Source organism: Rhodanobacter ginsengisoli, assembly GCF_042657065.1.
Classification (GTDB): Bacteria; Pseudomonadota; Gammaproteobacteria; order Xanthomonadales; family Rhodanobacteraceae; genus Rhodanobacter; species Rhodanobacter ginsengisoli.
Window position 1 is genome coordinate 388,748 of the sequence record NZ_JBHSNF010000001.1, and the last position, 21,697, is coordinate 410,444.

The 21,697-nt window shown below is 68.2% G+C and carries 13 protein-coding genes; 7 read left to right on the forward strand and 6 right to left on the reverse strand.

From position 1 onward, the window contains the following. The 5 genes from gltB (at position 1) to ligB (ending at position 9,888) form a co-directional block, all read left to right on the forward strand. The gene (gene gltB / locus ACFPPA_RS01570) at positions 1 to 4,455 is read left to right on the forward strand and encodes a glutamate synthase large subunit (protein ID WP_377316606.1); all 4,455 of its coding nucleotides are present in this window, start codon (positions 1 to 3) and stop codon (positions 4,453 to 4,455) included. A 112-nt stretch (positions 4,456 to 4,567) separates the two neighbouring features. After that, entirely contained in the window at positions 4,568 to 6,004 is a 1,437-nt protein-coding gene (locus ACFPPA_RS01575) for an FAD-dependent oxidoreductase (RefSeq protein ID WP_377316608.1), read from the forward strand. A 70-nt stretch (positions 6,005 to 6,074) separates the two neighbouring features. After that, a complete protein-coding gene (locus ACFPPA_RS01580) occupies positions 6,075 to 7,304 on the forward strand; it encodes a nucleoside recognition domain-containing protein (protein WP_377316610.1) in 1,230 nt (409 codons plus the stop codon). A 10-nt stretch (positions 7,305 to 7,314) separates the two neighbouring features. Further along, entirely contained in the window at positions 7,315 to 8,088 is a 774-nt protein-coding gene (locus ACFPPA_RS01585; protein WP_377316612.1) for an NRDE family protein, read from the forward strand. Positions 8,089 to 8,196: 108 nt separating this feature from the next. Then, positions 8,197 to 9,888 carry an NAD-dependent DNA ligase LigB gene (ligB, locus tag ACFPPA_RS01590; protein WP_377316614.1) on the forward strand — a complete coding sequence of 564 codons (1,692 nt, stop codon included), beginning with the start codon at positions 8,197 to 8,199 and terminating at the stop codon, positions 9,886 to 9,888. A gap of 28 nt (positions 9,889 to 9,916) precedes the next feature. On the opposite strand, the gene ACFPPA_RS01595 is transcribed toward ligB, so the two are convergent. From ACFPPA_RS01595 to ACFPPA_RS01615, 5 genes are all read right to left on the reverse strand, one after another. Then, entirely contained in the window at positions 9,917 to 10,318 is a 402-nt protein-coding gene (locus ACFPPA_RS01595; protein ID WP_377316616.1) for a YchJ family protein, read from the reverse strand. Positions 10,319 to 10,364: 46 nt separating this feature from the next. Further along, positions 10,365 to 10,961 (reverse strand): DUF938 domain-containing protein, encoded by a 597-nt coding sequence (locus ACFPPA_RS01600; RefSeq protein WP_377316618.1) that lies wholly within the window; start codon positions 10,959 to 10,961, stop codon positions 10,365 to 10,367. 1 nt (position 10,962) lies between these two features. Beyond that, entirely contained in the window at positions 10,963 to 11,160 is a 198-nt protein-coding gene (locus ACFPPA_RS01605; protein ID WP_377316620.1) for a hypothetical protein, read from the reverse strand. Positions 11,161 to 11,250: 90 nt separating this feature from the next. Beyond that, complete coding sequence (locus tag ACFPPA_RS01610) at positions 11,251 to 11,829, reverse strand: NnrU family protein (RefSeq protein ID WP_377316622.1); 579 nt, start codon at positions 11,827 to 11,829, stop codon at positions 11,251 to 11,253. A 54-nt stretch (positions 11,830 to 11,883) separates the two neighbouring features. After that, positions 11,884 to 12,444, reverse strand: coding sequence for a HutD/Ves family protein (locus ACFPPA_RS01615; RefSeq protein WP_377316624.1), 561 nt, complete (start codon positions 12,442 to 12,444; stop codon positions 11,884 to 11,886). Between the two features lie 758 nt (positions 12,445 to 13,202). On the opposite strand from ACFPPA_RS01615, the gene ACFPPA_RS01620 reads away from it, so the two are divergent. Next, a complete protein-coding gene (locus tag ACFPPA_RS01620; protein WP_377316626.1) occupies positions 13,203 to 16,160 on the forward strand; it encodes a bifunctional diguanylate cyclase/phosphodiesterase in 2,958 nt (985 codons plus the stop codon). Positions 16,161 to 16,329: 169 nt separating this feature from the next. Here the strand turns inward: ACFPPA_RS01620 and dinG are convergent, their stop codons facing one another. Then, complete coding sequence (dinG, locus tag ACFPPA_RS01625; protein WP_377316628.1) at positions 16,330 to 18,435, reverse strand: ATP-dependent DNA helicase DinG; 2,106 nt, start codon at positions 18,433 to 18,435, stop codon at positions 16,330 to 16,332. A gap of 225 nt (positions 18,436 to 18,660) precedes the next feature. On the opposite strand from dinG, the gene ACFPPA_RS01630 reads away from it, so the two are divergent. Beyond that, entirely contained in the window at positions 18,661 to 21,618 is a 2,958-nt protein-coding gene (locus ACFPPA_RS01630; protein WP_377316630.1) for a bifunctional diguanylate cyclase/phosphodiesterase, read from the forward strand. Positions 21,619 to 21,697: the final 79 nt, after the last annotated feature.

Sequence of the window (21,697 nt, forward strand, 5' to 3'; positions counted from 1 at the left end):
ATGGCGCAGTCAGTTTCCACCACGTTGTACGACCCGTCTTTCGAGCACGACAGCTGCGGCTTCGGCATCGTCGCGCAGATCGATGGGCGTGCCAGCGCCTGGGTGGTCGACACCGCGTTCGCCGCGCTGGGCCGGTTGTCCCATCGCGGCGGTGTGAATGCCGACGGCGTCAGCGGTGACGGTTGCGGCGTGCTGATCCATGGCCCGGCCCCCTGGCTGCGCGCGCTGGCGGCGGAGTCCGGCATTGCACCCGCCGAACGGTTTGCCGCGGGCCTGGTCTTTCTCGATCCGGCGGGCGGCGAAGCGGTGCCGATCGAGTTCGAGCGGCACCTGCTGGAAGCCGGGCTGCGGCTGGCCGGCTGGCGCGACGTGGCGGTCAATCGGGATGCCTGCGGCCCCCTTGCCAGCGCGACCTGTCCGCGTGTGCGCCAGGTGTTCGTGAACGCCCCCGCCGGCATGGACGACGCGGCGTTCGAGCGTGCGCTGTTCCGCGCCCGGCGCCGTGCCGAAACGGCGCTGGCGGAGGACCCGCAGTTCTATGTGGTGAGTCTTTCCGCCCAGGTGATCGGCTACAAGGCGATGGCTGCGCCTGGCCGGCTGCGCGAGGTGTTTGCCGATCTGGCCCATCCGGCCCTGGTCAGCGATGCGGTGGTGTTCCACCAGCGCTTCTCCACCAACACCACACCGCAATGGCGATTGGCGCAGCCGTTCCGGCTGCTGGCGCACAACGGCGAGATCAATACCATCCGCGGCAATCGCCGCTGGATGCAGGCGCGCGAGGCGATCCTGCGCTCGCCGCTGCTCGACCTGACCGACATCGGCCCGCTGGTGCGCCAGACCGGATCGGATTCGGAAAGCCTGGACAACGCGCTGGAAGTGCTGCTGGCCGGCGGCCTCGACATGCTCACCGCGATGCGCGTGCTGGTGCCGCCGGCCTACGCCGCGCGCGAGGATCTGGACGAGGACCTCACCGGCTTCTACGAGTACTACGCGCTGCACAGCGAACCGTGGGACGGCCCGGCCGGGCTGGTGATGTGCGATGGCCGCTACGCCGTATGCACGCTCGACCGCAACGGCCTGCGCCCGGCGCGTTGGGCGCTGTCGGACGACAACCATCTGATCGTGGCCTCCGAGGCCGGTCTGTGGGACATGCCGCCGGCGCGGGTGCTGGCCAAGGGGCGGCTCGGTCCGGGCCAGATGCTGGCGGTGGACTTCGCCGAAAAGCGGCTGCTGCACGATGCCGACATCGACGCGATCAACCGCAGCCGCGCGCCGTTCCGCGACTGGCTGCGCGCCGGCGTCCACTATCTCGAATCCGACCTGATCGATCCCAGCCTGGCCGCCGAGCCGCTGCCGGCGAACGAGTTGCGTCGTTACCAGAAGCTCTATGGCCTGAGCCGCGAGGAGCGCGAGAGCGTGCTCAAGGTACTCGCCGAGACCGAGGCCGAGGCGACCGGTTCGATGGGCGACGACACGCCGATGGCGGCGATGTCGCGGCAGATCCGCCCGCTGTTCGACCGCTTCCGTGAAGCCTTCGCCCAGGTCACCAATCCGCCGATCGATCCGCTGCGCGAACGGCTGGTGATGTCGCTGACCACGCAGATCGGTCCGGAGGGCAATCTGTTCGAACTGTCGGCGGAGAACGCGAGGCAGACCCTGCTCAACTCGCCGATCTGCTCGCAGCGCAAGTTGCGGCAGATGCTCGCGATGCCGCAGTTCGTCGACGCCACGGTCAAGATCGACCTGTGCTACCCGCTCGGCGAGGGGCTCGAGGCGGCGCTGCGCCGGTTCTGCCGCGAAGCCGAACTCGGCGTGCGTGGCGGCGCCGGCATGGTGTTTCTCACCGACCGCTACCCGAACCGCGAGACGCTGCCGGCGCACGCGCTGCTGGCGGTCGGCGCGATTCACGCGCATCTGGTCGAGACCGGCCTGCGCTGCCAGTGCAACCTGCTGGTGGAGACCGCCACCGCGCGCGATGCGCACCAGTTCGCCTGCCTGATCGGCTTCGGCGCCACCGCCATCTATCCGTGGCTGGCCTACCAGAGCCTGTTCGAGCTGGGCCGCGACGGCTACCTCAAGCGCGGCGACGGCACGCCGCGCGAGATCGGCCGCAGCTACCGACGGGGCATTCGCAAGGGCCTGCTGAAGATCCTGTCGAAGATGGGCATCTCCACCGTCGCCGGTTACCGGGGCGCGCAGCTGTTCGAGATCGTCGGGCTCGCGCCCGAGGTGGTGGCGCTGTGTTTCGCCGGCACGCCGTCGCGGATCGGCGGCGCCGGCTTCGCCGAACTCGAGCAGGACCAGCGCCTGCTCGCCGCCGATGCCTGGAACGAGGCGCAGCCGCTGCGCGCCGGCGGCATCTACAAGTTCGTCCACGGCGGCGAATACCACATGTACAACCCGGACGTGATCGATACGCTGCAGAAGGCGGTACGCACCGGCTCGATGACCGACTACCGAAGCTACGCGCAGCATGTCGACGGGCGCCCGCCCTCGGCCCTGCGCGACCTGTTGCTGCCGCACGCGGCCGGCGCGGAAGTTCCGCTGGACGAGGTCGAGCCGGTCGAAACGATCCTCAAGCGCTTCGACTCGGCCGGCATGTCGCTGGGCGCGCTGTCGCCGGAGGCGCACGAGGCGCTGGCGATCGCGATGAACCGGCTCGGTGCGCGCAGCAACTCCGGTGAGGGTGGCGAGGATCCCGCGCGCTACGGCACCGAGAAGATGTCGAAGATCAAGCAGGTCGCCTCCGGCCGCTTCGGCGTCACGCCGACCTACCTGATCAACGCCGAGGTGCTGCAGATCAAGGTCGCCCAGGGTGCCAAGCCGGGCGAGGGCGGCCAGCTGCCCGGGCACAAGGTGGATGCCACGATCGCGCGGCTGCGCTATGCCAAGCCAGGCATCGGCCTGATCTCGCCGCCGCCGCATCACGACATCTACTCGATCGAGGATCTGGCCCAGCTGATCCACGACCTGAAGGAGATCAATCCGGCCGCGCTGATCTCGGTGAAGCTGGTCTCGCATGCCGGCGTGGGCACCGTCGCCGCCGGCGTGGTCAAGGCCGGGGCCGACCTGATCACCATCTCCGGCCACGACGGCGGCACCGGTGCCAGCCCGCTCACCTCGATCAAGTACGCCGGCACGCCGTGGGAACTGGGCGTGGCCGAGGCGCAGCAGACCCTGCGTCGCAACGGCCTGCGCGGGCGCGTGCGGTTGCAGACCGACGGTGGCCTGAAGACCGGCCTGGACGTGATCAAGGCCGCGCTGCTCGGTGCCGAGAGCTTCGGTTTCGGTACCGGCCCGATGGTCGCGCTGGGCTGCAAGTACCTGCGCATCTGCCACCTGAACAATTGCGCCACCGGCGTGGCCACGCAGAACGAGATCCTGCGCAAGGACCACTTCATCGGCCTGCCGGAAATGGTGATGAACTATTTCCGCTTCGTTGCCGAGGACGTGCGCAGCCACCTGGCCCGGCTGGGCGTGCGCAGCCTGGGCGAACTGGTCGGTCGCAGCGACCTGCTGAGCCAGGTCGAAGGCAGCACGCCGGTGCAGCGCCAGCTCGATCTCTCGCGGCTGATCGCCAGCGACGGGCTGGGAGTCGAGGTGGATGCCGCGTGCACCCTGCCGCGCAATCCGATGCGCGACGAAGCCGCGCTGGCCACCCGCATCTCGACCGATGCGGCGCCGCTGGTCGAACTCGGCAGCGGCGGCACGTTCCACTATGCGATCGCCAATACCGACCGCGCGATCGGCGCACGCCTGTCCGGCGACGTGGCGAGACGCTGGGGCGACCACGGCATGATCGAGCCGATCACCCTGCAGCTGGACGGCAGCGCCGGCCAGAGCCTGGGGGCGTGGAATGCCGGCGGCGTGCAGATCGAGCTGACCGGCGAGGCCAACGACGGCGTCGGCAAGGGCATGACCGGCGGGCGCATCGTGGTGCGGCCATCGGACGAGTCGCCGTTTGCCAGCCAGGAGGCGTCGATCCTCGGCAACACCTGCCTGTACGGCGCCACCGGCGGCGAGTTGTTTGCCGCCGGACGCGCGGGCGAGCGCTTCGCCGTGCGCAACTCCGGCGCGCTGGCGGTGATCGAGGGCGCCGGCGATCACTGCTGCGAATATATGACCGGCGGCGTGGTCGCCGTGCTCGGTTCGTGCGGGCTGAATTTCGGTGCCGGCATGACCGGCGGCTTCGCCTACGTGCTGGATCTCGAGCGCAGCTTCGTCGACTGCTACAACCACGAACTGGTCGACATCGTGCGCATCTCGCCGGAAGGCATGGAGCATTACATGCAACACCTGCGCGGACTGATCGCGCGGCACATCGAGCTCACCGGCAGCGCGTGGGGGCGTCATCTGCTGAACGACTTCCGCGGCCTGCTGCAGCGTTTCTGGCTGGTCAAGCCGAAGGCGGCGAGCCTGGCCGCGCTGGCCGACGAATTGCGGAGAGCCGCATGAGCAACAAGAGCGAGAAAAGAGCGACGAGGAGAGAGAAACGAGAGAAGGCTGCCGCCCTTGCCTTGCTTTTTCTCGTGTCCCACTTCTTCTCTCTCACTTCTGGATCCATGGCATGAGCGACAAACTGTTCCAGTTCCTCAATCTGCCGCGACAGTCGCCGAAGGCGGTGCCGGTGGCGATCCGCGTGCTCGGCTACGGCGAGATCAGCGGGGACTTCACCCCGGCCGGGGCGGTCGGCCAGGCCGAGCGCTGCATCGACTGCGGCAACCCGTATTGCGAGCACGCCTGCCCGGTGCACAACTACATCCCGGACTGGCTCAAGCTGGTGCAGGACGGACGGCTGTTCGAAGCGGCCACGCTGATGCACGAGACCAATCCGCTGCCGGAGATCTGCGGCCGCGTGTGCCCGCAGGATCGTCTGTGCGAAGGCGCCTGCACGCTGGAGCAGGGCGAGTTCGGCGCGGTCACGATCGGGAGCATCGAGCGCTCGATCACCGACGAGGCGTTCCGCCAGGGCTGGCGGCCGGACCTGTCCGGCGTGGTCGAGACCGGCCGGCGGGTCGCGGTGGTCGGTGCGGGTCCGGCCGGGCTGTCGTGTGCCGACCGGCTGCGCCGCGCCGGCATCGCGGCCGACGTGTTCGATCGCCAGCGCGAGATCGGCGGCCTGCTCACATTCGGCATTCCGCCGTTCAAGCTGGACAAGTCGGTGGTGCGCGTGCGGCGCGAAGTGCTCGAAGGCATGGGCGTGCGCTTCCACCTCGGTGTGGAGATCGGTCGCGACATCACGTTCGATAGCCTGCTCGCCGATTACGACGCGGTCTTCATCGGCACCGGCGCCTACACCTTCGTCGACGGCGAGCTGCCGGGACGCGAGCTCGACGGCGTGCATGACGCACTGCCGTTCCTGATCGCCAACGCCAACCGCCTGCTCGACGACCAGCCGGTGCCGGCCGCGCTCGACCTCAACGGCAAGCACGTGGTGGTGCTCGGTGGCGGCGATACCGGGATGGACTGCAATCGCACCGCGATCCGTCTCGGTGCCGCTTCGGTCACCTGCGTCTATCGGCGCGACGAGGCGAGCATGCCCGGGTCGCGGCGCGAGGTCGGCAACAGCCGCGAGGAGGGCGTGCGGTTCCTGTTCCAGCGCCAGCCGCTGGCGATCCTGGGCGAACAGGGCAATGCACGCGCGGTGCGCGTGGTGACCACCGAACTGGTCGACAGCGGCGACGGCCGGCCGAGGCCGCGCAATGTCGAGGGCAGCGAAACCGAGCTGCGCGCGGACGTGGTGATCCAGGCGTTCGGCTTTCGCGCCAGTCCGCCGGCCTGGTGTGCCGAGCACGGCATCGAGCTGGACGCCGCCGGCCGCATCCTCGCCGGCGGCGCCGGGCGGCTGCCGTTCCAGACCGGGCACGCACGGGTATTCGCCGGTGGCGACAACATGCGCGGCGCCGACCTGGTGGTACGTGCCGTGCATGATGGCCGCGAGGCCGCGAAATCGATCGCGCAGGTGCTCAGCGTGCAGGCGCAGACCCTGGCCCAGTTCGCCTGAGCCGACGGATTGCCCCGGCGCTCGCGCGCTTGGGTAAGCTCGGGTCTGTCGATGGTCAATGGCGTGCGGCGTGCTCAACAGACTCTGGCTTGGCTTCTTCCTGACTGCCGCGGTGGCGGCGCTGGCGCAATGGCTGATCGGTGGCCATGCGGAGGTATTCGCGGCGGTGGTGGCCGCGTTGTTCGACATGGCCGAGCTGTCGGTCAAGGTGATGCTGCTGCTGTTCGGCACGTTGACCCTGTGGCTGGGCTTCCTGCGCATTGCCGAGCAGGCCGGTCTGGTCGACGGTCTGGCACGGATGCTGGGGCCGCTGTTCGCCCGGTTGATGCCGGAAGTGCCGCGCGGGCATCCGGCGATCGGCCTGATCACGATGAACTTCGCCGCCAACGTGCTGGGGCTGGACAACGCCGCCACCCCGATCGGCCTGCGCGCGATGCGCGAGTTGCAGACGCTGAACCCGTCGGACGACACCGCAAGCAACGCACAGATCCTGTTCCTGGTACTCAACGCCTCGTCGCTGACCCTGCTGCCGGTGACCGTGTTCATGTACCGCGCGCAAGCCGGCGCGCACGATCCCACCCTGGTGTTCCTGCCGATCCTGCTGGCCACCAGTGCCTCCAGCCTGGTCGGCTTTCTCAGCGTGGCCTTCATGCAGAAGCTGCGCCTGCGCGATCCGGTCGTGCTGGCGTGGATGGGCGGCTCGGCGGTGTTGCTGGGCGGTTTCATGGCGCTGCTCTCGACGATGACGGCGACAGCGCTGGCTTCGCTGTCCGGGTTGATGGGCAACCTGCTGCTGTTCGGGGTGATCATCGCCTTCGTCAGCGTGGGTGCCTGGCGCAAGGTGCCGTTGTTCGACAGTTTCGTCGAGGGCGCGAAGCAGGGCTTCGACGTGGCGAAGAATCTGCTGCCTTACCTGATCGGCATGCTGTGTGCCGTCGGCGTGCTGCGGGCGTCCGGCGCGCTGGATTTCGCGCTGGACGGCATCCGCTGGCTGGTGCTGCATGCGGGGCTGGATGCGCGTTTCGTCGATGCGTTGCCGACCGCCCTGGTCAAGCCGTTTTCCGGCAGCGCGGCGCGCGCGATGCTGATCGAGACCATGCATCATTCCGGCGTCGACAGTTTTCCGGCGTTGCTCGCCGCCACCGTGCAGGGCAGCACCGAGACCACGTTCTTCGTCGTCGCGGTGTACTACGGCGCGGTCGGCATCCGCCGGGTACGCCACACCATCGGCTGCGCGCTGCTGGCCGACCTCGCCGGTGTGCTGGCGTCGATCGGCGTGTGCTACTGGTTTTTCGGTTGAGGAGATACGCATGTGCCTGATTGCTTTCGCCTGGAACGTGCATCCGCGCTGGCGCCTGCTGCTGGCCGGCAATCGCGATGAATTCCATGCGCGTCCCAGCGCGCCGCTGGCGCGCTGGGACGATGCGCCGATCATCGGCGGTCGCGATCTCGAGGCCGGTGGTACCTGGCTCGGGGTGACCGATGCGGCGCGCTGTTGCGTGGTGACCAATGTGCGCGATCCGCGCGACCCGCAGATCGGCAGTTCGCGCGGCTTGCTGGCGACCGATTACCTGACCGGCCGTGCGGATGCCGCCAGCCATGCGCAGCAGTTGCTGCGGGCGGCCGCGAACTATCGGCCGTTCAACCTGCTCACCTTCGATGCGCAGGCGGCGTTCTACCTGGGCAACCGGCCCGAAGCGGGTGCGCAGTCGGTCACGCCGGGGGTGCACGGCCTGTCGAACGCCGACTTCAATACGCCGTGGCCGAAGACGCGCATCCTGATGCAGCGGCTGCGCGACTGGATCGATGCGGGCGGCGACACCGACTTCGCACCGCTGTTCGAGGCGCTGGCCGACGAGCAGGTGGCGCCGGATGCGCAACTGCCGGACACCGGCGTAGGGCTGGAGCGCGAGCGCTGGCTGTCCAGTGCCTTCATCCACGGCGAGCAGTACGGCACGCGAGCCAGCACCGTGGTGGCGATCGGCCATGACGGCGGCGGAGTGATCGTGGAGCGGCGCTTCGGCCCGCTCGGTCGCCTGGTCGGGGAGAGCTTGCTGCGATTTGGGGATCTGCCTTCGCCCTAGCGCGCTTGCCGGGGTTCGATGCCTACGCCGCGCATCGGCATTGTCGGCTGCCTGCTCCGCTGGCGGCTGGCTAGCCTGTGACCCATGTCAACGCAGGGGAGCACGGACATGCACAAGGGACGGTGGCTGCCGGTCGCCGGCATCATGCTGCTGGCGGCCGGTGCCAGCCACGCGGCCGGATGCCCGGGCTGGTCGGCCGCGCAGGCGAAGCGGGAGCTGGCTGCGCTGCATGACCGGCTCGACGACTGGAACCATGCCTACCGGGTCAGCGGGCAGTCGCCGGTGGATGACGCGATCTACGACCAGGCCCTGCAGCGGCTGGAGCGGTGGCGTCGCTGCTTTCCCGCGCAGGCGCCGGCGCCGCTGGCCCATCTGGCGGACGCCGGCGGCCGGTCGACCGCACCGGTGGCGCAGACCGGGCTGGCCAAGCTGCCGGATGCCGCGGCGGTGGCGGCGTGGATGCGCGAGCGCGGCCAGCGCGATCTGTGGGTCCAGCCGAAGGCCGATGGCGTGGCAGTGACCCTGTTGTATCTGGACGGCCAATTGCGCCAGGCCAGCAGCCGCGGCGACGGCCTGCACGGCTCGGACTGGACCGCGACGGCACGGCGCATCGCCGCCATCCCCCAGCATCTGCCGGATGCGCTGGCGCGGGTGGTGCTTCAGGGTGAACTCTACTGGCGCCTGCCGGGCCATGTGCAGGCCGGCGACGGTGGTGTCAACGCGCGCTCGATGGTGGCCGGTGCACTGGCCCGCGATGCGCTGGACGCCGCCACCGCCGCACGGATCGGCCTGTTTGTCTGGGACTGGCCCAGTGGCCCGGCCGACATGCCGGCGCGGCTGGCCGGATTGAAGGCGATGGGGCTGCTCGACAGCGTGACGTATACCCGGCCGGTCCACACGCTGGACGAGGTGAAGCGCTGGCGCGCGCAGTGGTACCGCCACGCGATGCCGTTCGCGGCGGATGGCACGGTGCTGCGTCAGGGTCATCGACCGCCGGCCGTCACCTGGCAGCCGGAGCCACCGGCGTGGGCGGTGGCCTGGAAATACCCGGCGGCGTCGGCACTGGCCGAGGTGCGCGCGGTGGATTTCGCGATCGGCCGCAGTGGTCGCATCACGCCGGTGCTGGAACTGGAGCCGGTGCAGCTGGATGACCACCGGGTGCAGCGGGTCAGCGTCGGCTCGTTGCAGCGCTGGCGAAAGCTGGATATCCGACCAGGCGATCAGGTCGAGGTGGTGCTCGCCGGCCTGACCATTCCACGGCTGCAGTCGGTGGCCTGGCGCACACAGGTCCGTGCACCGTTGACGCCGCCCGATCCGAAGGCCTACACGCGCTGGAGCTGCTGGCAGCCGAGTGCGGGCTGTCAGCAGCAATTCCGGGCGCGGCTGGTGTGGCTGGGCGGCAGGCAGGGATTGCAACTGCAAGGGATCGGCGCCGATACCTGGCAGGCGCTGATCGACGCGGGACTGATCCACCAGCTGCTGGACTGGATGAGCCTGACCCCGGTGCAACTCGCCACGGTGCCGGGTCTCGGTCCGACCCGTGCCGCCGCGCTGGCTCAGGCCTTTGCCGCGGCGCGCGAGCGTCCCTTCGGGCGCTGGCTGCATGCGCTCGGCATGCCGGCCAGCGGGACGGCCAGGCTGCCGGGCTGGGCGGCCTTGAGCGTGCGCGCCACCGCGGACTGGCAGGCCTGCGATGGCATCGCGGCCGGCCGCGCAGACCAGCTTGTCGCATTCTTCGACGATCCCGGGGTGCGGGCACAGGCGGCCCGCCTGCATGCGGCCGGGGTGGCGGGGTTTTGAGCGCGGGACAACCCGCTGCTGAGGTGGCTCAGCTCTTGAGTTCGCCGTCGAGGTAATACCAGCGTCCCGCTTCGCGGACGAAGCGGCTGGTTTCGTGCTGGCGCTGCGCGCGGCCGCCGCCGAGGCGGTAGCGGGCCACGAATTCGACGCTGGCGTGGTCCTCGTCGACGGCCTGCTGCCGGCGGATTTCCAGTCCCAGCCAGGTGGGCGGCGGCTGTTGCGCTGCCAGCCGCAGCGAGGCCGGACGGGTGGTGGCATGCCAGCTCGCCAGCAGGTAGTCCTCGCGCTTCAACACGTAGGCGCTGTAGCGCGAGCGCATCAGCTGTTCGGCGCTGGTTGCCGCCGCCCCTTCATGCAGGGGCGCGCAGCACTGGATGTAACCGGCGGGATTGCCGCAGGGGCAGGGCGTCAGCGTGTCGATCGACTTCATCCCGCCTTTGTACCCGGTTCGACGGGTTTGTACAGGTCGGTGGTGTTCAGGCGCGGGTTCGGCGCCACACCCGGCAACGGTTGTTGGCCGGCATCGCGATGTCGTCGACGAGGGTGAAACCGGCGTCGGCGGCCAGCGCATCCACCGCCTCGGCATCGCGGATGGCCATGTGCGCGCCACGCGCCTTGAGCCATTGATCGAATGCGGCGTTGCTGTCGCTGCTGTAGCGGCCGTGGAAATTGAACGGGCCGTAGACGATCAGGCGCGCATCGGCGCTGGTGATCGTGGGCAGCCGCGCGAACAGCTGCTGCACTTCATGCCAGGCCATGATGTGCAGGGTGTTGGCGCTGAACACCGCGTCGAATGGTCCGTCGGGCCAGTTGCCGGCGACGTCCAGCTCCAGTGGCGCGGGCGCGTTCGGCAGCGCCGCTTCATCCAGCCATGCGCGGATGCCCGGCAGGTATTCGGCGCGGTCGGAACTCTGCCAGCTCAAATGCGGCAGTGCCGCGGCGAAATGCACCGCATGCTCGCCGGTGCCGCTGCCGATCTCCAGCACATGCCGACGGTCGGCAAGCTGCTCGCGCAGCACCTCGAGGATCGGTTCACGATTGCGCTCGCACGAGGGCGAGTGCGGCTTGTCCATGCTAGACCGGATGCCCGCGCAGCACGCGCGCGGGCAGCATCAGCAGCGCACCGAGAAAGGCGAACACCGCGGTCACCGTGATGCCGACCAGACGCAACGGCAGCAACAGCAGCCACACGATCGGATACAGCACCAGCGCCAGCAACGCCAGCGGCCAGCAGAACACCAGCAGCAACAGCCAAAGCAGGAAACCAGCCATGCGTCGTTCCTCGCGGGTGGTGGGGACAGGCCGGATTTTAGCGCAGGTCCGGGGCGACGGGCAGATGACTCCCGGCACCCCGCGACCGGGTCATGCCATCGGGCTCACGCCGATCAGCCACAGATGCAGCCAGAACGCGAAGGCGACCCAGACCGCCACACCGATGACCAGGGTCAGCGCATCGCCCCTCAGCGTGCCGGCGGGATAAACGGTGCCCGCCTTGCGGTCACGTCGCCGCGACACGATGAACAACACCACCGCCCACAGCAGGAACGCGCCGAACAACACCACGTCATGCAGCATGCCGGTGGCCAGCAGGTGGCCGAAGGCCCATACCTTCACCGCCAGCACCTGCGGATGGCCGAGCTTCGACTTGAAATGATTGCGCGGCACCCGCGCGGCAAAAAACAGCACGAATGCGATCAGCGTGAAAAGGGCATTGAGATGGCGCAGTGCCAGCGGCGGCACATACAGCACTACCGGATGTTGCCGTGCCAGCCCGAAGCCCCAGCACAGCAGTACGAAACCGGTCACCGACACCAGGGCGAACAGGCCTTTCCAGCGCTTCGCGCCGAGCCTGGCGATCTGCCGGCTGCGCCAGTCATCCGCGAAGATGCGCAGCGAGTGCGCGCCGAGAAAGATCAGCAGACCGAGGATCAGCACGGACATGACGGGCACCCTGGTTCGAAAGGTGGGCCGAGTATAGGCGACGACGGGGGGTGCTCAGGCGGTGCGTGGTTCAATCCGGACGGCGAGTGCCGCGGCGCCGTGGCGCAGTGTGACCGGGGCGGCTGGACGGCCGGAGGACAACCAGGCATCGCCGGCATGCAGCGGCCCATCGACGGTGTCGATCACGCCGCCGGCGCAATGGACCAGCACGATCGCCGGATCCACCGCGCGGTCTCCGGGCTGCCGCCACGGCAGCACTTCACCGCGCACCTGCGTGCGACGGGACATCAGGTTGAAATCACGGGTCGCGCCGTCGATCAGGGTCACCGCCACCGCAGCTTCGCCGGGGAATGCAAACGGCTGCAGGGGCACGCTCAGCGCATGGACGCGGTCATCGTCGAGGGTCATCGTGAAGCCATTGCCGTCGAGCAGCACGATCTGCCGGTCGATACCCGGGAAACGCGAGAACGGTGCGTCGCTGTCGACTTCGGCAACGCTGACCCGCCACAGGAAATCGCCACTGCCTGCGTCCGCCGGATGGACGGCTATTTCGCGAGTGCGGCCGAGACCGTTTCTCCATGGCTGCGGCGGGCAATCCTGCAGGCGGATGATCATGGGTTTCGCCGGTGCATGCGCTGGAAGGGCGACGGGGCGTCGAGCATAACGTTGCGGCACTCCTGGGTCATCACGCCGGCGATGGATGAACGCGGCACGCAAGATCCTTACGTCGTCGAGAGGCATTCCTTCGAGAGCAGCGGGACCCGCTTCCGGGGACGATGGCATGGCCGCCGTGCGCAGCGATCGGCACGCGGGGGCACCATTGGACACATGGGGTCACTGTGAGGCGCGCCATCGGGTCGGCCGGCGACGGTCTTGCTCGCCGGAAGCACTCTCATCGCGACATCGCCGATCGGGCCGGATCGGCATGTGGCTTCCCTTGCGGGCGCGCATGCGCCGACGCCGGATGCCCCACTCGGCAGGCGCGACGTGCGGGGCTGCACGGGTGGGGCTCCGGCCGATACCCGGTGGAATATGCCCGCCCGAGGTTCGTGCTTGTCTCGAAATGAAGGCGACAGCGCTGTCACCACGGTGCCGTCACGTGATGGAACAGAGATTGCATGGAGATCCTCACGCAATCACGTTCCTGCGACGTGGGTTGAATATCATCCACCCCTTTGGTGATCCACTGGATTCCTCGCGGGTGGCAACCGGGTCATACCAGGCAAGGCACTATCAAGGTGGATTTACAGGCAGATGAGGAGAGTGAATACGGCGTTTGACGAAAAGCGGTGGACAACGGAGGATGAGCGCGGCGACAACGCCGATCGGCTTTCGATCCTTCGGACCTCCGGTCCGTGGCGGGGCGTCGGGTGATGAATCTCCGGCTCGCCCCGCCTCTCGAAACGCCTGCGGGTGCCGCACCGCTGGTGTGGCTCAGCCGGCTGATCGAAGCCAACACACCGATGGAAGTCGGCGCCCTGATCGTTGAATCGGCCGAATCCCTGCCCGATTGCAGGCGCGTGAGCCTGTTCTGGGACGAGGCCGAAGCGCACCCTTATGGGGCGCCAGGCACGTCGGACGAAATTGCCTGGGCCCGGCGTGCGCTCACCGGCGACGGGCTGTGCCTTGCCGACGATGATTGTCGCGTGGCTTGGCGCCTGATGCCGGGCGAACGCTTCGTGCTACTGCTGGATTTCAGCTGCGCGCAGTCGGTTGCGCGGATTCGCGAGCTTCTCGATTCGAACCTCGCACAGGCTATACGCCGCCTGCGTCACGTGCTGGATCTGGCGGACCTGCACCGGTCGCACGGGTTGCTGGAGCGCTCGGAAAGTCTGCAGCGCGCGCTGTTCGCGATATCCGACCTGGCCGGCTCCGAGCGGGAGATGCCTGAACTGCTGCGGGGCATTCATGCCATCGTCTGCACGCTGATGTACGGCGAAAACTTCTTCATCGTGCGGCACGATCCCGAGCGCGGCACGCTGCGGTTCCTGTATTTCGTCGACGCCGAGGACATCGAGGTGCCCGACACCAGCCGGGACGTACTGCTGGAGGATTTGCGCCACACGCTTACCTGGCATCTGCTGACCGGCGGCAAGCCGCTGATGGGCTCGCTCGATCAGGTGCGTGAACAGGTGGACGGGGAGCTGGTCGTGAACGGCCCGGACAGCGACGACTGGCTTGGCGTACCGATGCTTCGAAACGGCCAGGTGCTGGGGGCACTGGTAGTGCAGAGCTACCGCGAGGCATTGGTGTACTCCGATGAGGACCGCGCGCTGCTGGAGTTCGTGGGCAGCCACATCCTTACCGCGCTGGAGCGCAAGCAGAGCAAGGACGAACTGGAGACCCGCGTGCGCCTGCGCACGCAGGAACTGGCCCAAGCCAACCGTGGCCTGCAACTGGAAATCGAGGAGCGCCAGCGTTCCGAGCAACTGCAGGCGTCGTTGTTCCAGCTGGCCCAGCTGGCCACGGCCGACATCGATGAACACGAATTCTATCGGCGGGTGCACGCCGTGGTCGGGGCGCTGATCAACGCGGAGAACTTCTTCATCGGTCTGGTCGATCAGACCGTGGCCATGATGAGATTCGCCTACGTCGTCGATGTCACCGGTGAAGCGTACGAGGATCGGCCGCTGGTGCGCGGTCTCAGCGAATACGTCATGGCGCATGGGCCGCTGATCACCGACAAGGCAACCGTGTTCGACATGGCCGCGCGCGGGCTCGTCGAGCTGAAGGCCGTGGGATCGATTTCGGCGTGCTGGCTGGGTGTGCCGCTGATGGTGGGGGAGGAGGTGATCGGCCTGGTGGCGGTACAGAGCTATGCCGAGGAAGTGGCCTACGACCTGGCCGATCAGGAGCTGCTTTCCTTCGCCGCGCTGCAGATCGCCAACAGCATCTACCGACGCCGTTCGGCCGCCTCGTTGCACGAGGCCAATACGCAGCTGGAGCGACGTGTGGAGGAGCGTACGCACGAGTTGCGCCAGCAGATCCGCCAGCGTGAAGAGATCCAGGAACAGCTGAAGCATCAGGTGATGCACGATCCGCTGACCGGACTGCCCAACCGGGGTTTCCTGCGCGATCGGCTGGGTCGCGTGCTGGGATTGATGAAGCGCGAGCCGCGCAGGCGGTGCGCGCTGCTCTACCTGGATGTCGACCGCTTCAAGGTGATCAACGACAGCCTGGGGCATCTGGCCGGCGATCAATTCCTGCAGGAGGTGGCCCGTCGGCTGCTGTGCTGCGTACGCGACCCGGATCTGGTCGCGCGGCTTTCCGGGGATGAGTTCGCGATCCTGCTGGAGGACGTACCGCTGCCGGCCACCGCGGTCAGCGTGGCGCAACGGATTCTCTCCACGCTTGGCATGCCGTTGCTGATGGCGGGCAGGGAACTGGAACCGTCCGCCAGCATCGGTATCGCCATCGGCGACGCAAGCTATGCCGGCGCCGACGAAGTGCTGCGTGACGCCGACATCGCGCTGTATCGCGCCAAGGAAAAGGGCCGCAAGCGCTTCGAACTGTTCGACGAGACGCTGGCGAAGAACGTGGTCGATGTACTGACCCTGGAGGGCGAGTTGCGCCATGCCCTCCTGCACGACGAATTCGAGCCCTACTTCCAGCCGATCTGCCGCCTCGATGGTGGCCAGGTGCTGGGCTACGAGGCGCTGATCCGCTGGAATCATCCACGGCGTGGCCTGCTCAAGCCGGATGATTTCATCAAGATCGCCCAGGACTGCGGGATGATCGAGGCAATCGACTGGCGCATGTTCGAGCTCAGCTGCCGTGCGCTGGCGGGCTATGACGAGGGTGAGCCCTTCATGACGTTGAATGTCTCGGCACTGCACCTGGGCAGCGCGGATTTCGACGCGCGCCTGCTCGAGCTGGTCGGGCGCAGCGGTCTGCCGCCGGGGCGACTGATCGCCGAAGTGACCGAAGGCGCGCTGATCGAGAACCCCGAGCGCGTGCGGGCCATGCTGGAGCGGTTGCGCAGCTTCGGGGTGGGCGCGGCCCTGGACGATTTCGGCACGGGCTACTCCTCGCTCAGCTACCTGCATTCGCTGCCCCTGCGCATGTTGAAAATCGACCGCGCGTTCGTGTGCGAGCTGAACAAGGGCAGCAACACCAGCAGCACCCGGGTGGTCGCGGCGATCCTTGCGCTGGCACGGGCGCTGGATATCCAGGTGATCGCCGAAGGCATCGAAACCGAAGTCGAGCGCGCCGCCCTGCTGGCGATGGGTTGCGAGATGGGCCAGGGCTACCTGCTGGGCCATCCCGAACCGATGCGTGCGCGACTGGCACCCCATCATCCACCCGTGCCGACAGGGAGCCTGGAGGCATGAAACCGCGTGATGCGGGACGCCGCCGGCAGGCCGGGCGCGCCGAGGCCGATCAGCGGGGCAGGGTGTTCGCTGCCTGCGTCAGATGGAAGGATGACTGTGCCGGGGCGTCCGTCGAGCCGGTGTTCGCGTGCCGTCGGCGCTCATCCCTGGCGGCGGTCGGCGGAGGCGTTCACGCGGTTCGCTCGATCAGTCGCCGGAACGGCGGCAGCGCCTTCAGCATGCCGCTGCCGTAGCGTTTGGTCACCACGCGGCGATCCAGCAGCACGATGCGACCGCGGTCGGTTTCGTTGCGGATCAGGCGACCGCAGTACTGGGTGAGCAGGCGCGTGGCCTCGGGAATGCTGACCTCCATGAACGGATTGCGTCCGCGCGATTCCAGCCATTCGGCGTAGGTGGCGCCGACCGGATCGGTCGGCACCGCGAACGGCAGCTGGGTGATCACCACCGTCTCGCACAGCTTGCCGGGCAGGTCGAGGCCCTCGCCGAACGAGGCCAGGCCGAACAGCGTGCTGCCCTTGCCGGCCTCGATGTCGGCGCAGTGCTCGGCGATCAGTTGCGACTTGCCCAGCGAACCCTGCGCGCGCACCTTGCGCACCTGCGCGATCGGCAGCTTCTGCAGCACCCGGTCCAGTTTGGCGCGCGAGGTGAACAGCACCAGGTTGCCGGCGTCCCAGTCGAGGTGATCGGCCAGCCACTGGCTGATCTCCTCGGCGTGGGCCTCGCGTGCATCCGGCAGGGTGCGCATCGCGGGCACTTCCAGCCGCGCCTGCGCGGCCAGGTCGAACGGCGAGGGCAGGCTCAGGGTGATCGCGTCGTCGGGCAGCCCCACCGCGTCGGCGAAACCGCGGAAGTTGCCGCCCGCGCTGAGCGTGGCCGAGGTCATCACCACGCCGCTGGCGTTGCCCCACAGCACGCTGCGCAGCAGGCCGCCGGCGGACACCGCCGAGGCATGGCAGACCAGTTGCTGGTCGCTGCCGAGGGTGACCCAGCGCGCCAGCGGCGGCGCCTCGTCGGGATCCTCGCTCGACCAGGCCCGCCAGCAGCTGGCCTGCTTGCCGATGCGTTCCAGTGCGATGCCGAGCTCGCGCGACAGGGCTTCCTGGGTCGGGCCGCCATCGGTCATCTCGACCACGGCCCGGCGCACCGCGGTGAGCCAGCGCTGGATCTCGCCGGTACTCAGGCTGAGCATGCGTGCGTGCTCGACCCACGGCGCGGGCAACTGGCCCAGCGAACCGCGGTACATCGGCTCGGTTTCGGCCGGATCGGGCAGCCAGCCCAGACGGATTTCCTTCTCCAGTTCCTCCAGCGCGTTGCTGAGTTCCTGCAGCTTCTCGTCGCCGCGATCGAGGCTGAGCTTGCCCAGGCTTTCCTTGTCGGTCAGCGAATAGGCCGCGTGCACCTGCCGGCCAAGTCGACTCAGCTGGCGCACGGTGGCGCTCATGTAGACCTCGCTGGCGCCGCGGTCGATCGCCTTGGCCGGCACGTGGTGGCCTTCGTCGAAGATATACAGCGTCTCGTCCGGCCGCGGCAGGATCACCCCGCCCCAGCCTTCTTCCTCGCCCGGCATGGTGAGATCGGCCAGCACCAGGTCCTGGTTGGCCACGATGATCTCGGCGTCGTCCACCGCGCGGCGCGCGGCGAAGAACGGGCAGATCATGAACTGGCCGCACTTGCGCCCGGTGCAGCCGCCGGCGCTGGTGGTCACCATCGGGCGCAGCAGATCGCTGACCGGTTCGGGCGCCGTGTCCATGTCGCCGTTCCATTCGTGCTGGTCGAAGGCGGTGCGCAGGCTGGCCAATGCCTGCTTGTCGCGCGGTTGCGGTGGCCTGGTCCACAACACCAGGTCCGCATCGAAACCGGCCAGACCCATCTGCGCGGTGTCGTTGATGCTGTTCACCGCCATCGCCAGGTTGCGCGGGCACAGGTAGCGGCCGCGCCCCTTGGCCAGCGCCACCTTCGCCTCGATGCCGTTGAGCTTGAGGTACAACGGGATATCGCGCTGTACCAGCTGTTCCTGCAGCGCCACCGTGGCCGTGGCGATCAGCAGCTTCTTCTTCTGGAAGCGCGCCACCTCCACCCCGGCGATCAGGTAGGCCATCGACTTGCCGGTGCCGGTCGGCGCCTCGATCACCGCCACGCCGCCGGTCGTGCCGAACGCCTTGGCCACCTCGGCGATCATCCGGCCCTGCGAGGCGCGCGCGCGGAAACCCGGCAGGCCGTCCTTCAGGCGGGCATAGGCGGCGCGGATGGCATCTTTGGTGGTGTCGGCGAGCATGCGGGATGGAGAGCCTGTGGCGCGGATGACGCGTGGGTCGCGGCAGCGGCGAATTGTGCCGATGCGCGTCGCGCCGGAAAGGCCGCGCCCGAGTCAATCGGGCAGTCTATCGTCATTGCGTACCCGGGCGCAGACAAGTGCCCTGCACAGGTCCCGCCAGGGGCATTGCGCGGTATGCTGGTCCACGGGCGTTGGCCAGCCCGGGCTTGGGGGAGAGCTCCATCCATGACGCATCGGGGTGCCATTGAGTCGACGCCGTCCGACAACAGCTCGTTGCAGCTGGTCTGGCTGGCACGACTGAGCGCCGCGCAAACGCCCGATGAAGTGGCCGAGGCGATCGCGCTGCTGGCGCAGGACCGGCCGGGTTGCATGGCGGCCTGCGTGGTGTGGCGACTGGACCATCCCACCTCGTGCCACAGCGTGCCGGCAACCCCGATCGACGCGGCCGATCGCACCTGGCTCGGCGACGCCAGCCGGGCGGGCGGCCCCCACGGGCATCCGGATCGGCAACGCGTCGCGATTCGCCTGTGCGAACAGCCCGAGGCCGCGGTGCTGCTGTTGCGCCTGCAGGCCGGCGTGGCCCCCGACGCATTTTTCGATGGCCTCGCCGCGCCTTTGCAACTCGCCGGCCTGCATCTGCGGCGCGCCTTGCAGTGGTCCGAACTGCAGGACTCGCACAAGCAGCTCGAGCGTTCGGAAAACCTGCAGCGCGCACTGTTCGCGATTTCCGACCTGGCCGGCTCCGAGCGCGACATGCCGGCGATGTTGCGCGGCATCCATGCCATCGTCAGCACCCTGATGTACGCGGAAAACTTCTTCATCGTGCTGCACAACGCCGTGCAGGACACGATCCGCTTCCTGTATTTCGTCGACGTGCAGGATCCGACGCCACCCGGCGACGGGGATGACCTGCCGCTGAGTGCGATCGAGTACACGCTGACCTGGTACGTGCTGCGCGACGGCAAGGCGCGCATGGGCGATGCCGAGGAACTGCGCAGCCAGGTGCGCGGGCCGGTCGCCCTGGTCGGTGCGGACAGCTACGACTGGCTCGGCGTGCCGATGATGCGCGAGGGCCGGCCCGCCGGTGTGCTGGTCGTGCAGAGTTATCAGCAGGACATCGGTTTCACCGGCGAGGACCTGACCCTGCTGGAGTTTGTCGGCAGCCACATCCTCACCGCGCTGGAGCGCAAGCAGGGCAAGGACGACCTCGAGCAGCGGGTGCATCTGCGTACCCAGCAACTGGCCGAGGCCAATCGGGGCCTGCAGCTGGAAATCCTCGAGCGGCAGCGCGCCGAGCACCTGCAGGCGGCGTTGTTCCAGATCGCCCAGATGGCCACCGCGGATGTCGATCAGGAGGCGTTCTACCGGCGCGTGCACGAGGTGGTCGGTGAACTCCTGAATGCAGAGAACTTCTTCATCGCCTTGCTCTCGGACGATCGCCAGCAGCTGACGTTTCCGTACGCGGTGGACGCGGTCAAGCGTCCGCCGGTCAGTCGCCAGCTCGGACGTGGCCTGAGCGAGTACGTGCTGCGCCTGGGTACCGCGCTGCGCGTCGACAATGCCGAGATCGAGGAACTCGATCAGCGCGGCGAGATCGCCCCGGGGCGCATGGGTTCGCCGGCGATATGCTGGCTGGGCGTGCCGCTGATCGTCGGCGACGAGGTGATCGGCCTGGTGACGGTGCAGAGTTACCGGCCGGAGGTGGTGTACGGGCCGGCCGACCAGGAACTGCTCAGCTTCGTCGCGTCGCAGATCGCCAACAGCGTGGCCCGGCGCCGTTCCGCCGAGTCGCTCAGGCGTGCCTACGAACAGCTCGAACACCGGGTCGAGGAGCGCACGCTGGCGTTGCGCAACGAGATCGTCGAGCGCGAGCGCATGCAGGACCAGCTCAGGCACCAGGTCATGCACGATGCCCTGACCGGGCTGCCGAACCGCAGCTACCTGCGCGACCGCATCGACCGCGTGCTGGCCGTGATCCGGCGCGAGTCGCAGCGTCACTGCGCGCTGCTGTACCTGGATGTCGACCGCTTCAAGATCATCAACGACAGCCTCGGTCACCTGGCCGGCGACGAGGTACTGAAGGAGGTCGCGACCCGGCTCGCCAGTTGCGTGCGGCATCCGGACCTGGTGGCCCGACTGGCGGGAGACGAATTCGCGATATTGCTGGAACAGGTGCAGTTGCCGGTGGATGCCACCGCCGTGGCGCAGCGCGTGATGGATGCGCTGAGTGCACCCATGCAGATCGACGGCAAGGAGCTGCAGGTGACCGCCAGCGTGGGCATAGCGATCGCCGATGGAAACTACGTGGCAGCCGATGAGGTGCTGCGCGATGCCGACATCGCGCTGTATCGCTCGAAGGAGCTCGGGCGAAAGCGCTTCGAGCTGTTCGATGCGACGCTGGCCAAGAACGTGATCGATGTGCTGGCGCTGGAGGGCGAACTGCGCAAGGCCCTGCAGCACGACCAGTTCGAGCCGTATTTCCAGCCGATCTGCCAGCTCGATGGGGGCCGGGTGCTGGGCTACGAAGCGCTGATCCGCTGGAACCACCCGTTGCGCGGCCTGCTGCAGCCCGCCGATTTCCTGAGGATCGCCGAGGACAGCGGCCTGATCGAGGTGATCGACTGGCGCATGTTCGAGCTCAGCTGCCAGCTGCTGCTTCAGTACGCATCCGACGACACCTTCCTGACCCTGAACGTCTCCGCGTTGCATCTGCGTCACGCGGATTTCGACACGCGCCTGATCCAGTTGCTGGAGCGTACCGGCCTGCCGCCGTCGCGGCTGGTGGTCGAGGTCACCGAAGGCGCGCTGCTGGACAACCCCGAGCGCGTGCGCGCCACACTGGAGCGCCTGCGGGTGATCGGCGTAGGTGCCGCGCTGGACGACTTCGGCACCGGCTACTCCTCGCTCAGCTACCTGCATTCGCTGCCGCTGCGCATCCTGAAGATCGATCGCGCCTTCGTGCAGGAGCTGGACAAGGGCGCCAATACCAGCAGCACCACGGTGGTGGCGGCGATCCTCGCACTGGCGCGCGCGCTGAACATCCAGGTCATCGCCGAAGGCATCGAGACCGAGATCCAGCGTGCGGCCCTCACCGCGATGGGCTGCGACATGGCTCAGGGCTATCTGATCGGGCGTCCGTCACCGATCGCCTTCTGGTTGGAATCCCGCGCCGCGGGTGCGTGACCGGCGCAAGGATCGCGCTGTCCGGGGGTGCCACGATGGGCTGCTGTCACGGCTGGCTCAAGCCGGCGACGCCCGGGCC

Coding starts and splice junctions, on each gene's coding strand:
- ligB (WP_377316614.1), top strand. CDS start 8,197: ATGCACAAGGGACGGTGGCTGCCGGTCGCCGGCATCATGCTGCTGGCG.
- ACFPPA_RS01620 (WP_377316626.1), top strand. CDS start 13,203: ATGAATCTCCGGCTCGCCCCGCCTCTCGAAACGCCTGCGGGTGCCGCA.
- ACFPPA_RS01615 (WP_377316624.1), bottom strand. CDS start 12,444: ATGATCATCCGCCTGCAGGATTGCCCGCCGCAGCCATGGAGAAACGGT.
- ACFPPA_RS01610 (WP_377316622.1), bottom strand. CDS start 11,829: ATGTCCGTGCTGATCCTCGGTCTGCTGATCTTTCTCGGCGCGCACTCG.
- dinG (WP_377316628.1), bottom strand. CDS start 18,435: ATGCTCGCCGACACCACCAAAGATGCCATCCGCGCCGCCTATGCCCGC.
- ACFPPA_RS01575 (WP_377316608.1), top strand. CDS start 4,568: ATGAGCGACAAACTGTTCCAGTTCCTCAATCTGCCGCGACAGTCGCCG.
- gltB (WP_377316606.1), top strand. CDS start 1: ATGGCGCAGTCAGTTTCCACCACGTTGTACGACCCGTCTTTCGAGCAC.
- ACFPPA_RS01585 (WP_377316612.1), top strand. CDS start 7,315: ATGTGCCTGATTGCTTTCGCCTGGAACGTGCATCCGCGCTGGCGCCTG.
- ACFPPA_RS01595 (WP_377316616.1), bottom strand. CDS start 10,318: ATGAAGTCGATCGACACGCTGACGCCCTGCCCCTGCGGCAATCCCGCC.
- ACFPPA_RS01600 (WP_377316618.1), bottom strand. CDS start 10,961: ATGGACAAGCCGCACTCGCCCTCGTGCGAGCGCAATCGTGAACCGATC.
- ACFPPA_RS01630 (WP_377316630.1), top strand. CDS start 18,661: ATGACGCATCGGGGTGCCATTGAGTCGACGCCGTCCGACAACAGCTCG.
- ACFPPA_RS01605 (WP_377316620.1), bottom strand. CDS start 11,160: ATGGCTGGTTTCCTGCTTTGGCTGTTGCTGCTGGTGTTCTGCTGGCCG.